The sequence below is a fragment of the Chryseobacterium sp. genome (genome assembly GCF_041914225.1).
In the GTDB taxonomy this organism is placed as follows: domain Bacteria; phylum Bacteroidota; class Bacteroidia; order Flavobacteriales; family Weeksellaceae; genus Chryseobacterium.
Map to the genome: position 1 here is coordinate 80,303 of NZ_JAYSDT010000005.1, position 14,146 is coordinate 94,448.

At 36.7% G+C, this 14,146-nt stretch carries 13 protein-coding genes; 6 read left to right on the forward strand and 7 right to left on the reverse strand.

Going from position 1 to position 14,146, the window contains the following annotated elements:
• Window positions 1-70 precede the first annotated feature (70 nt).
• The gene (locus tag ACE3RB_RS03985) at window positions 71-556 is read right to left on the reverse strand and encodes a hypothetical protein (RefSeq protein WP_374463014.1); all 486 of its coding nucleotides are present in this window, start codon (window positions 554-556) and stop codon (window positions 71-73) included.
• A 592-nt stretch (window positions 557-1,148) separates the two neighbouring features.
• Between ACE3RB_RS03985 and ACE3RB_RS03990 the strand changes: the two genes are divergently transcribed.
• Together ACE3RB_RS03990 and ACE3RB_RS03995 are read left to right on the forward strand one after the other, a co-directional pair.
• Window positions 1,149-1,559: a 5-fold beta-flower protein gene (locus tag ACE3RB_RS03990; RefSeq protein WP_374463015.1), complete on the forward strand. Its 411-nt coding sequence runs from the start codon at window positions 1,149-1,151 to the stop codon at window positions 1,557-1,559.
• Between the two features lie 120 nt (window positions 1,560-1,679).
• On the forward strand, window positions 1,680-3,479 hold the full coding sequence (locus ACE3RB_RS03995) for a hypothetical protein (RefSeq protein WP_374463016.1): 1,800 nt from the start codon (window positions 1,680-1,682) through the stop codon (window positions 3,477-3,479).
• 68 nt (window positions 3,480-3,547) lie between these two features.
• Here the strand turns inward: ACE3RB_RS03995 and ACE3RB_RS04000 are convergent, their stop codons facing one another.
• The 5 genes from ACE3RB_RS04000 to ACE3RB_RS04020 form a co-directional block, all read right to left on the reverse strand.
• A complete protein-coding gene (locus ACE3RB_RS04000) occupies window positions 3,548-4,006 on the reverse strand; it encodes an organic hydroperoxide resistance protein (RefSeq protein ID WP_374463017.1) in 459 nt (152 codons plus the stop codon).
• A gap of 45 nt (window positions 4,007-4,051) precedes the next feature.
• On the reverse strand, window positions 4,052-5,350 hold the full coding sequence (locus ACE3RB_RS04005) for an epoxide hydrolase family protein (RefSeq protein ID WP_374463019.1): 1,299 nt from the start codon (window positions 5,348-5,350) through the stop codon (window positions 4,052-4,054).
• A 313-nt stretch (window positions 5,351-5,663) separates the two neighbouring features.
• Window positions 5,664-6,470, reverse strand: a complete 807-nt coding sequence (locus tag ACE3RB_RS04010) for an SDR family NAD(P)-dependent oxidoreductase (RefSeq protein ID WP_374463021.1) — start codon at window positions 6,468-6,470, stop codon at window positions 5,664-5,666.
• Window positions 6,471-6,562: 92 nt separating this feature from the next.
• A complete protein-coding gene (locus tag ACE3RB_RS04015) occupies window positions 6,563-7,150 on the reverse strand; it encodes a TetR/AcrR family transcriptional regulator (RefSeq protein WP_374463022.1) in 588 nt (195 codons plus the stop codon).
• A gap of 271 nt (window positions 7,151-7,421) precedes the next feature.
• Window positions 7,422-8,588 carry a PKD domain-containing protein gene (locus ACE3RB_RS04020; protein WP_374463023.1) on the reverse strand — a complete coding sequence of 389 codons (1,167 nt, stop codon included), beginning with the start codon at window positions 8,586-8,588 and terminating at the stop codon, window positions 7,422-7,424.
• A gap of 362 nt (window positions 8,589-8,950) precedes the next feature.
• Here ACE3RB_RS04020 and ACE3RB_RS04025 point away from each other — a divergent pair, with 362 nt between their 5' ends.
• Together ACE3RB_RS04025 and ACE3RB_RS04030 are read left to right on the forward strand one after the other, a co-directional pair.
• Window positions 8,951-9,979 carry a hypothetical protein gene (locus ACE3RB_RS04025; RefSeq protein WP_374463025.1) on the forward strand — a complete coding sequence of 343 codons (1,029 nt, stop codon included), beginning with the start codon at window positions 8,951-8,953 and terminating at the stop codon, window positions 9,977-9,979.
• A complete protein-coding gene (locus ACE3RB_RS04030; protein WP_374463026.1) occupies window positions 9,976-10,383 on the forward strand; it encodes a helix-turn-helix transcriptional regulator in 408 nt (135 codons plus the stop codon). Before ACE3RB_RS04025 ends, ACE3RB_RS04030 begins: the two co-directional genes overlap by 4 nt.
• Window positions 10,384-10,618: 235 nt before the next feature.
• Here ACE3RB_RS04030 and ACE3RB_RS04035 read toward each other — a convergent pair whose 3' ends face one another.
• A complete protein-coding gene (locus tag ACE3RB_RS04035) occupies window positions 10,619-10,978 on the reverse strand; it encodes a hypothetical protein (protein WP_002978832.1) in 360 nt (119 codons plus the stop codon).
• A 240-nt stretch (window positions 10,979-11,218) separates the two neighbouring features.
• Between ACE3RB_RS04035 and gndA the strand changes: the two genes are divergently transcribed.
• Window positions 11,219-12,637 carry an NADP-dependent phosphogluconate dehydrogenase gene (gene gndA, locus ACE3RB_RS04040; RefSeq protein ID WP_374463027.1) on the forward strand — a complete coding sequence of 473 codons (1,419 nt, stop codon included), beginning with the start codon at window positions 11,219-11,221 and terminating at the stop codon, window positions 12,635-12,637.
• A gap of 12 nt (window positions 12,638-12,649) precedes the next feature.
• The gene (gene zwf / locus ACE3RB_RS04045; RefSeq protein ID WP_002978836.1) at window positions 12,650-14,131 is read left to right on the forward strand and encodes a glucose-6-phosphate dehydrogenase; all 1,482 of its coding nucleotides are present in this window, start codon (window positions 12,650-12,652) and stop codon (window positions 14,129-14,131) included.
• Window positions 14,132-14,146: the final 15 nt, after the last annotated feature.

The following is a 14,146-nucleotide window of genomic DNA, read 5'->3' on the forward strand; positions in this document are numbered from 1 at the left end:
AGGCAGTCTTCTGAATTTAAAATGCAGAAACAGGAGAACAGCCTCCTGTAAATTAATCTTAATGATCCATTTATTTCTTTGCTTTTAAAGTCAGATTATCCATATAAACGGCCTGATGTACTCCATTCAGTAAAACTTTCAGCCCCAGATGGGAATCTTTTTTTAATGAAATGGTATATGTTTTTTTCTCTCCGGTTATTTTTGAAGGTTTGGTGATTGAAACATATGACCTGGCATCTGAAGGACTGCCTACTGAAAAAAGCTCCAATGTTGTGTCCCCGCCATTATCCGAAAGGTCAAGAGTAAGGGTATAGCTACCGGTCTTAATTTCCGGGGTTACCAGATACATATTTTCTCCGGGATTGTTCATGGAATAAAATATAATCCTTTTATCACTTGCGTACAGCATAGCCTTCCCGGACTGTGCAGTCCAGCATTTATTGATATCTTTCCAGGTATCAAAATTTTCTGTAAGATCAGACGCCGGTTTGCATTGTGCGTTTGCCGTCAGAAATCCTCCGGCAACAGCTATTCCCGTTAGTACGATTTTTTTCATGTATTATTTTTATTTATAATGAGTAAAAATAAAGAAAAAAGGGGATACAGAATGATGATATTTTTATGATTTAAATTAGCTGCTGAAGATGATTAATAAATAAAGATTAACTGATTTTGGTTAAGAAAAAAGTTGTTTAAACTTTACAAAACCATAAAAGTCACAAAAGGTTTCATCGTAAAACACTTGAGTTCGCTTAAGTAAGTTTAAAATGATACCGCAGAAAAGTCCACACAAGATGAATATCAAAGATTTTCACAAACTTAACCGCACTTATTATGCATAAAGCTTGGCTCTAAAAAACTTAAAGGTTTAAAAATTTTGTGGTTAAAAATAACGAATATAAAAACTTAAACAGCTCCAAGAATAAAATAAGCTTCCCGTTAAAGAAAGCTTATCTGATTTCAAGTAAGATGTAATTATAAACAAGACTCAAAAATAAGATAAATAGAACCAGATCATTATGAGCGTGATCATATTCTGTAATGATCGGTGAAATTGTATGGTAGTATTATTTTCAGTGCCTTTAATTGATAAAAATCAGAATAAGAATCTTAACTTAGATTTAAATCTTAAAATAAACATGAAAGAAATGAAAAAAATACTACTATTTTTTATCATCACAATAACAAGCATAGTCTTTACGAAAGGACAAACTATTGAATCAGGCAGCAGAAGTACCATCGGATATATTAGAAGTGACGGAACAATCGAAAATAGCAGTCATGCGACCACAGGTTATATTAAAAACGACGGAACCATTGAAAACAGCAGCCATTCAACGATTGGCTATATCAGAAATGATGAGACCATTGAAAACAGCAGTCGTTCTACAGTTGGTTATGTAAGAGAAGATGGGACCGTAGAAAACAGCAGCCGGTCTACATTGGGATATATTAAAAATGACGGAACAGTTGAGAATGCAAGCCGGACTACCATAGGATATGCCCGTGGGATAAAAAAAGAATGGGTGGCTGTAGTCTATTTCTTTTTTAAGCTCTAGAAGAAAATTTTATTGCCGGACAGCTTATTCTTTCGGATAATTTTTTTTGATTTTATATGCTTTAAGCCTTTTGTTGGCTTGTAAATTGATACTACAAACTGTATTGAATTTTGATGACTAATGGCTAGAACGACTGTAACTCTGATTTTCCTTTTAAGTGGTTTTTTCTTTTTGAATGCACAGGAGAAGAAAGACTCGCTTTATTATAAAATAGAAAAATTTTCGGACAAAAGAAAGGTTACCAAATTCATTCACCGGTTTATATTTCGTAGGGAACCGGATTCCACTTCTGTGAAGTCCAGTACTGAAAAGCTTTCGCAGAAGTCTTATGACAAAAAAATTATCAGAAATATCAGGATAGAAACCATTGACCCTTTCGGTTACAATTCGAAGGACAGTAAAGAAGCAGGCAGATGGTATGATTGGATAAAGGATCATCTTCATTCCAGCACAAGAAGATCAACGGTTAATAATTTTTTGCTTTTTGAAGAAGGAGAAGAGTATAATGCCCAAAAGCTTTATGAATCTGAACGTTTGCTGAGAGCAATGCCTTTTATAAACAGGGTTAATATCAGTGTTTCCGACAGTACTTCCAGTAAAGATTCTATCGATGTTGTTGTAAAAGTGCTTGATTCCTGGAGTCTGAAGCCGAGAATCAGTTATTCCGGAAGCAAAATAGGTCTGGGGGTTACGGAAGAAAATGTGCTGGGACTGGGACACACCCTGGACTTCCTTTACAGAAACGATTCCAAAGAAAAGCAGGACTATCTTTTAGGAAGCTATACCACCCATAATCTTTTTGGTACCTATATTAATGGCCAGATTCTTGGAGAACGTGATTTTTCGAAAAATGAAAGAATCAATTTCAGCCTCAGAAGAGATTTTTTCTCTCCATTGACGAAGTGGGCAGGAGGTTTTACATTTGAATATTTTATGCGGAAGGTTTTACTTCCAACAGATACAGCTAACACTTTTCCCGAGGTTCAAATTAAAGTATACAGCCAGGATTTATGGGGAGGCTACCAGATTCCGGTTTCGGCTGAACCGCGTGAAAAAGTATCCAGTAATATTGCTATTATAGGAAGATTTCAGAATTATCAATATAAAGACAGCCCGGGAATAGACCGGTACAAATATTTCAGCTCTTACAACAGTTTTCTGATGTCTGTAGGATTTATTCAGAGAAACTTCTCGGTCCAGAAAAATATTTTCCAGTATGATTTGCCGGAGGATATTGCTTATGGTAATTCTGTGAACATCATTGCCGGTGGCTTATCCCGAAATAAAGAAGTGAATCCGTATGTGGGAGTTTCTGCATCTTACGGCCGTTTTACGAAGTTGGGATATTTCACAGTGAAAGCACAGTTTGGAAGATTCTTTAATGAAGACAGCCAGAACAGGGAATCTTTCCGTTTTGACGGAACGTATTTCACTAATCTTATGGACTGGAAATTTGCCAAAGCAAGACATTTCTTTTCCCCGACTTTAGCACTGGGAAATCCACAGCATAATTACTCTTATAAGGATAGAATAAATCTTTCATCCCCGGACGAATTTCCGGTTTACAATTCAGATTATATCGGGACTAAAAAACTGGTTTTAAGATATCAGCTCCAGCTGTTTATAAATAAAACCTGGAAGAATTTCCATTTCAGTCCTTATTTAACAACAGCGGTGGGATGGCTGGGAATGCCCGATGATAAGCTGTTTAAAACAAAAGCCAATGCAAAAATCGGAATCGGTGTTTTAATTAATAATCCGTACCTGGTGTTCAACAGGATTCAGATTTCTTTCATGTATTATCCACGGGTTCCGTTTGATAATAACTCTGTTTTTGATTTTAACAGTAACAGAAATAACCTGTTACCAATGAACAGTTTTGCAACGGATATTCCACATTTTGTGAATTTTGGAAATTAATCAAAGCTAAAACTTCCTTACCCAAAGCAAGGAAGTTTTTTTAAATGTCATAAGAACATTCTGACAAATTATACAACCACATCTATTTTTACATTGATATTGCCTCTTGTCGCTTTGGAATAAGGACATGTTGCGTGGGCTGTTTCCACCATTTTTCTGGCTTCATCTACCGGCAGACCTGGCAAAACGACCTGTAAATGAGCCTGCAGGAAAAATCCGTCATCATTGGCTGCAAGATCTATTGAAGTGTTGACAGACAAATCTGGAGGAAGATTAGTCCCAATTTTAACAGCTCCCAAATGCATAGCTCCGATAAAGCATGCGGACCAACCGGCTGCCAATAACTGTTCCGGATTGGTTCCGTTCCCTTTTGAACCTGGAGACGTCAGTTCAAGATCTAACTTTCCATCGCTGCTTTTTGCACGTCCGTTGCGGCCTCCTGTTACGATAACATTACCGGAATACAGGACTTTGCTGATGTTTACTACGGTTGTATTTTCTACTTCCTGAATGGTATTTAATTCCATATTTTTATTATTTAGATTAAACGAAATTGTTGATTGATATTTCTATTAAAGTTTTTTTTTTAGATTTTTGAAAGCCGCTCTAAGCTCTTCCGTAAAGATCTGTGGCTGCTCCCACGCTGCAAAATGCCCTCCTTTCGGTGTTTTATGGTAATAATATAAAGTCGGGTAGGCACTTTTTGACCAGCTTTCCGGTGCCTGATAGATCTCATGAGGAAATACCGAAATGGCCACGGGAACCTTAATGTCTTTTGTTTTCTGTGCTTCAGCGCTGAAATTGTTTTTATTGTTTTCCCAATAGAAACGGGAAGAAGATGCTCCTGTATTGGTAAGCCAGTAAAGGGTAATATCATCCAGTATTGCATCGCGGCCTATTACATTTTCAGGATGAAGATCACTTTCGCTCCATTCAACAATCTTCTCATAAAGGAATGCTGCTAAAGCAACCGGGGAATCAGAAAGTAAATACCCTGTTGTCTGCGGACGTGTCACCATCATTCCTCCATAGGCTGCATTTCTTCCAAAAAAAGTACTCATTGCATTATAGGCTTTTGCTTCCGAAGCAGAAAGCCCTGATGGAACAGGATCACCTGCATTGATAGGTTTTACAAGCTCAGCAGGAATGGTAGCCGGCATTGTCAGGTGAATTCCCAAAAGACCTGAAGGAGCCTGTTTGGCCAATGCATCAGATATTACTGAGCCGTGGTCACCGCCTTCGGAAACATATTTTTTGTACTCAAGACGCTTCATCAGCACATCCCACGCACGGGCAACGCGATCAGGGTTCCAGCCCGGTTCAGTAGGTATTTTTGAAAAACCATATCCCGGAATAGCCGGAATGATTACATCAAATGCATCGCTTGCCTTTCCTCCGTATTTTACAGGATCGGTCAGAGGGCCTATCGCATTAATAAACTCCAACGGAGAACCTGGCCAGCCATGGGTAAGAATCACAGGCATTGCATTGGACTCTTTAGAACGGACATGGATAAACTGGATATCAAGACCGTCAATTGTGGTTACAAACTGTGGAAGTGCATTCAGTTTATTTTCCACCTTTCTCCAGTCGTATTCATTACCCCAGTACGTGATCAGCTCTTTTAGCTGTTCAAGCTGAATTCCCTGGGAAGCATCTTTCACGGTTTCTTTATCCGGAAAACGGGCTTCAGCGATACGCTTTTTAAGATCATCCAATTGGGATTGCGGAATACTGATGTGAAAAGGACGGATACTGGTATCAGATTTTGCCGATAGAATAGTTGTCTGATTAACCTGTGCTTTAGCAACAGCAGGTGTACTTAAGATAAAAGTTGCTGCTAACAGGATTGTTGAAATTGTTGTTTTCATTGTTTTACTGTATTAGATTTTAAATCTGTTTTTCTATTTTGATGAGACAAAATTATGCTCCGGTAAGCGGCTGGTAAATGGGTAATTTGTTCAGGTGGCCATATTCCATTGCGAAACAGACATTCCGGGAGGTGAAGAGGATCGTTAATTATAAATTATAAATGACGAATGATGAATGATGAATGATGAATGATGAATGATGAATGAGGTGAAAAGAAAGCTATGGAAAAATTAAGCTGTTTACTTCAGAAAAGATAAAAAATTAGCTCCGTTTGATTAAACGGAGCTAATTTTGGCTGTATTCTTTGGAGGATTATCCGTGAGCTTCAACGGATACGTCGTTCCATTCTTCCCAGACTTTTAATCGCTGCTCGTAATTGTGTTTTACAAATGGCAGTGCCACTTTTCCAAGCAACAGACGCAACGGCGGATTTTCAGTTTCTGCCAGTTTTATCAGTGCCGGAGCTGTAGCTTCTACATTTCCGAAAGATGTTTCTGCTTCTGAGAATGCTTTTTTAACATCATCATAAACAGGGTTACTCTCAGTGTTAATTCCTGTATGCCAGATATTGGAAGCGTATCCGTTTGGCTCTACCAAAGTCACATTGATACCGAATCCTTTTACTTCTGTTGCTAAAGTTTCACTCAAGCCTTCCAATGCAAACTTAGAAGCATTATAAAGCCCCATGGTTGGTAAGGTAGCCAATCCTAAAATAGAAGAAACCTGAATGATGTGCCCGCTTTTCTGATTTCTCATTATGGGAAGCACTGCCTGCGTAAGCCATAAAGTTCCAAAGAAATTTGTTTCAAACTGTGCTCTGGCTTCCTGCTCGCTGGTTTCCTCTACAGCTCCTGTTAATGCATATCCCGCATTGTTGATCAGGATATCAATGGTGCCAAAGTGCTGTTGTACCTTCTGAACTACCGCTAATGATTGCTTTCTTTTGTCTACATCTAAAGATAAAGGTAATACGGAATCTCCATATTTCTCTTTCAGATCCTGAAGTGTTTCTACATTTCTGGCTGTTACCGCTACTTTGTAACCTTTTGCTAAAAAAGCCTCTGCCCATGTTTTCCCGAAACCTTTTGATGCTCCTGTAATTAAAACTGTTTTTGACATTGTTTTGTTTATTTAATTGTTATGATTATGCTTTTCTATAAAGCTTTATTTTAATTTATGTGACCGATCGGTCATTTTTTTGACAAAAAAAATTATACTGTGTTTTCCTCTATAATTTTTTTCAGGCTGTTTCCGATGGTTTTCATTGTATCGTTATTGCCGGACATTCTTGACATTAAGTGTCCACCTTCAAGCATTGCGAACACTACTGTGGCAAAGACCGATGCATTCCAGTCTGCTCTGAATTCTTTGTTGGCAATTCCTTTTTCTATAATACCGGAAAGTAATTTTTCCGCCTGCTTAATTCCACGGTTTACTTTTTCTTTTACAACAGGATTTGTATCATCAGCTTCAGTTCCAAAGTTTAACAAAGGACAGCCTCCAACAACCGGTGGATGATTGGGATCACTGAAAAAATCAATATATGCCAATAATTGTTCCCTTGAAGTTTTGAATCTGCTTAAAGCTTTTTGTAGCCGATCATTCAGCATTTGCATATTATGCTCAACAGCTGCACAGGCCAGTACTTCTTTATTTTCAAAATGGACATACATACTGCCCTTGGACAGCTTGGTGGCTTCCATAATATCACTCATAGAAGTAGCTGCAATTCCTTTTGTGTTAAAAATGGGAGCTGCCTTTTCTATAATGAACTGTCTGGTTTCTTCACCTTTTGCCATGATGCTATGAAATAATGATGCAAATATATGACCGATTGGTCATAAAAGCAAATTTTATTTGATTTATTTTTTAAAGATGGATTTAAAAGTTTTGTTCAATTCCCCTGATAGCTGGCGATTGAAAACTTTTAGATGGAAATTGTTTATTCATTATTTACCTCACATTAGCTTTAAATCTCATAATGCATTGAAAATTTTGCAGACATTAAAAAAGAAATAATCTATGATGAGTTGACGTAAAAGCAGAAACTACCGGACTTCTGCTTTTTATTTATTTAACAATAGTCTTAATGTTTTCTGTACGGTCATTTTCATACACAATACTGATCATGTAAACCCCTTTACCATACGTTGATAAATTTAGTTTTATATCATGGACATAAAGGTTTTTCCAGTCGGAAAGTTTTCTTTGAGCCATATCATAAACAGTGATATCCTTTATTTGGTCTTTACTTTTGAGGTAACAGAAATCCGTAACAGGATTTGGATAAAATATAAGTTCTGGCTGTACCTTAGTATCCATAGTTCCCAGAGAACCTACATTAATTATTTTACTGAAGGTTTCTGAACAGGAATTTTTATTAGCAGTAAGTGTTACGGTGTAATTTCCGGGAGAGGTATATTGATGTATCGGATTCAATGATGAATCAGTGGTGCCATCTCCGAAATTCCACAATACTGAATTGTAATTTGCTGATTGATTGGTAAAATTCACTGTCATTCCATTGATTCCCGCTATAAAATCCGAATGAAGGTGAAACACATTACTGTTCCATTGCGCCGGATTATTAAAAAAGACCTGATCAGCAATGTTCTGAAAATTTTCAGCAATATTTTGAGACAGTCCGTTATAAAAATTGGATGGAAAGACATGGTCCTGGAAAATGGCGGAATACATAGAAGCTGCTACAAGATAGCTTCCTTTGGGTCCCGGATGAATATCATTATACGATCCGTGCAGGGCAAGATCCTGCGATGAACTGTAATATTGCCTTGCCGATTCACCGGCGGGTACCATTTCTACCTGCATAAGATTAGACATCTTAGTGATAGAATCTTTTATTTTCTGCTGGAAATTGAAATAAACATTGTATTCATTTGCAGATGGTACTCCGTAAGGAATTTCATAAAGAAATATTTTGGAACACGGGCTGTACTTCCGGATAGAATCCCTGATCTTACGGCCGCGCTCAGCTGTTACGGAAACAGGGTAAGAATGACCTGCAGATTCTGCAGTTCCGGGCTGCATAACAACATATTTGTAGTTTTTAGATCTTATTTTCTGATACAGCGACGGATCATCTACGTGATTGACAAACCCTGTTCCTCCGGGAGTATGGGTTGTTACAGAAACATTTTTTCCTTTTGAAATTGCTATATTTTTGAAAATCTCAGGCATGTCATTAAAATAGGTAACACTGTTTCCAATAAACAACACCTCATCGGTTTGGCAAAACGATAAAATTGAAAAGCCAGTACATATAAGAAAGAGTAGTTTTTTTATCATATATTAATTTTGTTGAATTGAATTTAAAAAAGGTACCTGCAGACAACCACTTATACTACAGGTACGAAACACAAACGATGATTAAATTATTGCTTTTATCAGAATATGAAGTTAAATGTTGTATACAGATATTGTATTTTTTAATATCCGGGTATTCAAAAGTAATTGCTAATTTTGTAATATAGATGGTGTTATTTTACTGTTTTCCTATATTGTGTATGTAATACGTATGTACTTCAGGTGATATGGTCATGATGTAGTATTAATATTGCATTTTTTATTTTGATAATATTATGATGAAAAAACTACCTGTTTTATTCTTTTTAATCTCCTCCTTTTTCTTTTCACAGCGTACAGAAGAAGACTTAAAAAATGTGTTGTTTGATATAGATTTTTCTGCTGCGGGACCTGGAGAAATAGAAAAAATTGACAGTCTTATCAAAGTTTGCAAAAAAGACTCCTACAATGATTGTGTCGCATTAGGGTATCTTAAAATTGCCAATATCTATGATAAGATGAATGATACAAAAAAGTCTTTTTATTATATCAATAAAGTAGAAAAAGAAAACCTCATCAATTCTGATACCGACTTTGAAGTCATTTTTTATCTCCATATGCAAAAATCTTTTTTGTACCGGAAATTGGGTGAAAGAGTTGCTTCTTTTAAACAATTGGATGAGATCTATGATGAAGTAATGACGACAGGCAATGCTTATTTTATTTATCTCATTAACAGGCAGTATGCCGACAAATATGTCGATACCAGTAAAGAGCTTTCATTGAAATACAGCAAAACAGCTTACAAATTTTCAAAGATATACAGAGAAAATAAAGATAAGCGCTACCGTATAGATAAAAACAGATTATGTAACAGCTATAAGACTTCAGCTTATCTGGGAGGTGCATATATCAATGTTAATAAACTTAATTCTGCAAAGATTTATATAGACGAAGCCATTCAGAATGAAAAAAAAGCAGATGATATTGGCCTGAAGTATATTACGTCTCTGTATGCCGGAAGCTATTTTAGAGCGGTTAAGAATGTTGAACAGGCGCAGCATTATTTATGGATTGCTAAAAATATTGCTAAAAATTATTATAAAAGCGAAAATTATCAAATTGCGGTGGGAGATGAGCTTAATGCTCTATATAAGAGTATTGGTCAAAAAGACAGTATTGGCTACTATTCTAAATGGCTGGTGGATATTGAAGCCGTAAACCGTGAACAAAATCAAACGTTGAATGATACTGTAGACTGGCAGAGTGAATTAGAAAATAATGACAGAAAGAAACAAAAAGACTCTTCTTTATCTCGTCAGTGAGTATTGCTGTATGTATTCTTTTTATTTTTCTTTTCCTTTATTATTACAGGAAACATAAAAGCAGGAATCTGGATAAGCTTGATATACCTCATCAGTCGCCTGCTCAGGAGAGTATTTTTAAAGAAGTTATACAACTGGCCAAGGATAATAATCCTGAATTTTTAACCCGCTTTAATGAGTACTGTCCACGCTTTTCAGAAGAACTGCTTAAAGTGTCTCCTTTAAAAATTTCGGAAATAAGATTCTGCGCCTATATTTACCTGAATTTTTCAACAAAGGAAATAGCAGAATACACCTTTACTTCAGTAAGAACGGTACAGACCAAAAAGTATAATCTAAGGAAAAAGCTGAATATTCCTGGTGATATGGATATTTATGTATGGTTTTCAAAACTGTTGAAATAAAATAAGGCAATCTAAATGAGCTAGAATCAATTGCTTATGGTTGAAATGTGGATGCATTGCGGTGCATTACAGATAAGCAAATAATTTGAAAGAATCAGAACGAAAATATAATCAAAGCAATAAAGAATAGTTTGATTATAGTCTGAAGGTATTGTAAAACACAAATGTTTTTTTATACACTCTTTCCTAAGAGTTCTCCTTCTGCAAAAATACAGAAGGAGAATACCAGAACAGCTTAATTAAGCTGATAATTTGCGATCACTAAACTCAGGATGAAATGAACATAATTCTGTTCTACCTCTTTTCTGTTAATCAGTTTGTTTTTGTATTCATAAGAATTCAGATCTCGGGATAATTTCTGATAGGTTTCAAAATCATCACCTTTTACCTTTACTCTTATATTACCATCTTTTCTGTTAATCAATACATCATCCAAAGTTCTTACTTTAAACAAAACTTCACATAATGTAGGACGAGCCTTCATGGAACCGATATATCTTTCAACTATATTAATCTTGAACGAATCAAATATGATGTTATTAAAAACGATTTTAGAATTAGGCTCCTGAGTGTTGAGTTCAAGTTTATAGTTCATTACTTTATAAATTTTGGCAAATATAAGTTTAATTATGCCAAAAAACAGACTGTTTTAATAGATCATTCCCATATTAATGATTGAATTTTATTCTGTAAACTCAAAATCATATGAAAATGTGAATATTAGAGGGCATAAATGAAAGTATTGAAAACTTTTTCTTTTCTTTTATTTTTTTCCTTATAGTCATTTGCGTAATTTTATTCTCTGTATAACAAAATTCATATTAATACCAATATAATGGAAAGATATAGTTATGGAATGGTTGGCCTTGGAGTAATGGGGCGGAATCTGCTTTATAATATCGCTGACAACGGGTTCTCAATCGCAGGATTCGACCTTGATCAGGAGAAAGTTAAAGAACTGGAAGAAGGAGCTGCTTCAGGAATGAAAGTAAGAGGTACAGGCACTTTGGAAGATTTCGTATCAGCGCTGGAAGTCCCGAGAAAAATCATTCTTATGGTTCCTGCAGGCAAACCTGTAGATGCAGTGCTGGGAAACATTACCCCGCTTTTAACTGAAGGTGACATTGTCATTGATGCAGGAAATTCTTATTTTGAAGACACCAACAGACGGGTTGCTGATCTGGCATCCAAAAAGCTGCATTTTATGGGAATGGGAGTTTCAGGGGGTGAAAAAGGAGCCAGAACAGGTCCAAGCATAATGCCCGGAGGCGATCCTGAAGCATTTAAACTTCTGAAGCCAATGCTGGAGGCCATCGCAGCAAAAGTTGATAACGAAGCATGTACAGCCTACATGGGAAAAGGATCAGCCGGAAACTACGTAAAAATGGTCCACAATGGTATTGAATATGCAATCATGCAGCTTATCAGTGAAGCGTATGATCTTCTTAAAAGAGGAGCAGGCTTAAATAATGATCAGCTGTATCAGGTTTTCAAAGAATGGAATAACGGCGAAATGAACTCATTCCTTATTGAAATTACCAGAGATATTTTCACACAGAAAGATACATTCACAGATAATTACCTTGTAGATCAGATTTTAGATAAGGCTGGCGCAAAAGGAACAGGAAAATGGACTTCTGAGCAGGCTATGGAAATTGGGGTTTCTATTCCTACCATTGATATAGCGGTAACATCAAGAATTTTATCAGCATATAAAGAAGAAAGAGTTCAGGCTTCTGAAATATACTCCGAAAAAGAAATTACAAAACCTGAGGATACAGAACAGTTTATTAAAGAAGTAGGCGATGCTCTTTTCCTTTCTACATTAATCAGCTATGCACAAGGTTTATCTTTACTGGTAAAAGCATCTGAAGAATATGGTTTTGAAATTCCGTTAAAAGATGTTGTGAAAATCTGGCGAGGAGGATGTATTATCCGCTCTGTGCTGCTGGAAAAATTCTATTCTGCATATACTCAAGATCCTAATCTTTCCAACATTCTGCTTGATAAAGAAATTTCAGGACTTGTAAAATCAAAAATCAAAGCTTTAAGAAAAACTGCCGGATATGCTGTAGCAAACGGAATTTCCAGCCTGGGAATCCAGACAGCCTTAGGATATTTTGATGCCTATACCACAAAATCTCTTCCTGTGAATCTGATCCAGGCTCAGCGTGATTATTTCGGAGCTCATACCTATCAACGTATTGACAGGGAAGGAGTTTTCCATACTTCTTGGCAAAGTTCAAACAATTAAAATTCGGAAAAAATGAATCAACACAAAGTCTTGCAGCCAACAAATATTGTTATTTTTGGTGCGACGGGCGATCTGGCAAAAAGAAAACTTTTTCCGGCATTTTATAATCTGTATATCGATGGGAGAATGCCCAAAGGCTTTAATATTATAGCACTGGGAAGAGCAGAAAATACCAATGAACTTTTTAGAAATTACATCAAGGAAAACCTTGAGAGTTTCTCCAGAAAAAAAGTAACTTCTGAAGACTGGGCAGGTTTTCAGGCTCACATTACTTACTTTCAGCATCAGCTGGATGAAGAAAGCTCCTATCAGAATCTGCAGCAAAAACTGCAGGATTTTGATTCCGTTTACGGGATGAGAGCAAACAGGTTATTCTATCTCTCAATCGGACCTAATTTTATCTCTACGATTTCCAATCATATTAAGACCACATCGTTAGCTTCCGATCCGAAAAAAGACCGCATTATTATTGAGAAGCCATTTGGCCACAATAAACAGTCAGCAATTGAACTGAACAGTCTTTTGGCAAAAACTTTTGAAGAAGAGCAGATCTATCGTATCGATCATTATCTGGGAAAAGAAACGGTGCAGAATATATTGGCGTTCAGATTTGGAAATTCAATTTTTGAGCCTTTATGGGATCATAAATATATAGAGTCTGTACAGATTACGGTAGCCGAAGAAGTAGGAGTGGAAACCAGAGGTGCTTTCTACGAACAGACAGGAGCATTAAGAGACATGATTCAGAACCACCTTTTGCAGATTCTTTGTATGATCGCTATGGAACCGCCGGCTTCATTGCAGTCTGGTGAGATCAGGGATCGTAAGGTAGATGTGCTGAAATCAATCCGTAGAATATCACCCGACCAGGTTGATCACTATGCTGTAAGAGGGCAGTATGGAAAAGCAACAATAAACGGTGTTGAAGTAAAAGGATACCGCCAGGAGGATGGTATTGCAGGAGATTCAAACACAGAAACCTTTGCCGCAATAAAATTCTATCTGGATAATGAAAGATGGCAGAATGTACCTTTTTATGTTCGTACCGGGAAAAAAATGAAAGAAAAGCATTCCTACATTACGATTCAGTTTAAGCCGCTTCCTCATTCCACATTCTCAGACAGTCCGCACCATTTATCAGCGAACAGGCTGATCATTAATATTCAGCCTATGATGGATATCAGGTTGCAGTTTATGACGAAAAAACCGGGGCTGACATTGGATTTGAAACCGGCAGAAATGATTTTTGATAATTTTGCATGCCAGGAAGATACTCCGGAAGCCTACGAAACGCTTTTACAGGATGCACTTTTAGGAGATCTTACCTTATTTATGCGTTCCGATCAGGTAGAAGAAGCCTGGGATGTTGTTACCACTATACAGGAAGCCTGGGAGAATAATAAAGACTTATCTTTCCCGAACTATAAAGCCGGAAGCTGGGGACCTGAGGATGTTAATGCTTTGGTTGAAAGACAGGGGCACAGCTGGGTATAAACAATATAAATTTAA

Coding starts and splice junctions, on each gene's coding strand:
- ACE3RB_RS03990 (WP_374463015.1), top strand. CDS start 1,149: ATGAAAAAAATACTACTATTTTTTATCATCACAATAACAAGCATAGTC.
- ACE3RB_RS04035 (WP_002978832.1), bottom strand. CDS start 10,978: ATGAACTATAAACTTGAACTCAACACTCAGGAGCCTAATTCTAAAATC.
- gndA (WP_374463027.1), top strand. CDS start 11,219: ATGGAAAGATATAGTTATGGAATGGTTGGCCTTGGAGTAATGGGGCGG.
- ACE3RB_RS04010 (WP_374463021.1), bottom strand. CDS start 6,470: ATGTCAAAAACAGTTTTAATTACAGGAGCATCAAAAGGTTTCGGGAAA.
- zwf (WP_002978836.1), top strand. CDS start 12,650: ATGAATCAACACAAAGTCTTGCAGCCAACAAATATTGTTATTTTTGGT.
- ACE3RB_RS03985 (WP_374463014.1), bottom strand. CDS start 556: ATGAAAAAAATCGTACTAACGGGAATAGCTGTTGCCGGAGGATTTCTG.
- ACE3RB_RS03995 (WP_374463016.1), top strand. CDS start 1,680: ATGGCTAGAACGACTGTAACTCTGATTTTCCTTTTAAGTGGTTTTTTC.
- ACE3RB_RS04000 (WP_374463017.1), bottom strand. CDS start 4,006: ATGGAATTAAATACCATTCAGGAAGTAGAAAATACAACCGTAGTAAAC.
- ACE3RB_RS04015 (WP_374463022.1), bottom strand. CDS start 7,150: ATGGCAAAAGGTGAAGAAACCAGACAGTTCATTATAGAAAAGGCAGCT.
- ACE3RB_RS04005 (WP_374463019.1), bottom strand. CDS start 5,350: ATGAAAACAACAATTTCAACAATCCTGTTAGCAGCAACTTTTATCTTA.
- ACE3RB_RS04025 (WP_374463025.1), top strand. CDS start 8,951: ATGATGAAAAAACTACCTGTTTTATTCTTTTTAATCTCCTCCTTTTTC.